We start from the raw sequence: 1,451 nt of genomic DNA on the forward strand, positions 1-1,451 counted from the left end.
GTGCTGTAATGTTTGCATGTTTCTGTTCTCCTTACGATAGTTGTGATTAGCTTGCTCAAGTATAGCAAATTACACATGCATTCATATGATAAACTCCACGAAAGGTTAAAAAGACAACAATCACTCAGATTGCTGTCTTTTAGTCATCATTTAAATGAACCTATTCAAATATACCGTAATTTTCGAGAGGGCATTTAAAAAGGTGGCTTTAAAAAAAGACTCTTCCTTTTTCTGATCTTCAGGCAGTTCTATATATTTTTTATTGTCCGCAATGAGTGTACTATTCGACATTTTCGACTCGATGGCCCCTGTCAGCTGCGCTGCAAATGCTTCACTATCGATGATCACCATCGATTCTGTATTTAAAAAGGCAGATCGAGAATCCAAATTGTAGGAACCCACTGCACTTAATCGTTGATCATAGACAACCGATTTACCATGCAAAGAATAAGGCTTTGAATATTCATAAAGCCTTGCCCCCGTTTCAACGATACTATCCCTACGCGCCAAGTATCCGGAAAAAGCGATCGCATTCGGGGTTGATGCCGTAGAGTTGGTAAGTATCGTCCAATCAGCCTTTGAATCCAGCTTCTTCGGTACATATTCCTTCAAGGCATCCGCGGGAACAATATAGGGACTTTGAATAATTACCGATTGATTGGCATTCGCCGCAATATCCAATAAAGATCTCCACACAAAAGGGTATTTATTGAAACGTTCGATTGGATTATGAATGAAGGACACTTTTTTAGTAGGTGTTGTAGCCTTGCTCCAATCGACGGATGGATGAACGAAATCGGCTTCAGTTTGCAAAGCTGCGCTGTATTGTTTCACCAATGCATCTCTTTCACGTTTCCCTTTTTCCGTTTGCCTTTTCGAAAGGTTTGAAAAGACATCGCTCGTATACGGATGGTTCCATAATTCGTTCATATAGACCTTCATTTCCACGATTACACTATCTTTTTCCTCTTTAGCATTGAAAATGAGTACATCCCTGTCATAGACAAAATTCCTCGGCGGCTTGCTGGCTAAATACTTATCGGCGATATTTCTCCCACCGATGATGCCCAACTTCCCATCTACAATGATGATTTTGTCATGAAGGCGATTATGCCAGGTCCACGGCTTAAATGGCTTAACTGTTTCGTAATATCTTAATTCAATGTTTTCGTGCGAGGCCAAGGCATAACGGGCACTGCTTAATTGACCTCTGAGTCCATGAGATATTCCATCCAAAAGAATTCGGACTTTGACACCTCTGTCAGCCGCTTCGATCAAGGCTCCAATAATAAGTTCGGTTGATTTGCCTTTTCCAAAAGCATAGTAGGCAATATTGATTGAATGCTGGGCTTCCTGGATCATTCGCATCCGAGCGAGTCCCGACTCATAGCCGTCTTCGAGAAGCAGGACACGATCCACGGTGGATTCCTTCTCACCCATATATGCACCTG

Annotated in this window: 1 protein-coding gene; it reads right to left on the reverse strand. The window is 41.8% G+C overall.

What is annotated here, in order from left to right:
• Positions 1-150: 150 nt before the first annotated feature.
• Positions 151-1,451, reverse strand: a 1,301-nt coding sequence (locus ACFVSH_RS26585) for a phospholipase D-like domain-containing protein (protein WP_387708813.1), incomplete at its 5' end; no start/stop codon positions are given.

The organism is Peribacillus sp. NPDC058002, assembly GCF_042886655.1.
Taxonomy (GTDB): Bacteria; Bacillota; Bacilli; order Bacillales; family DSM-1321; genus Peribacillus; species Peribacillus aracenensis.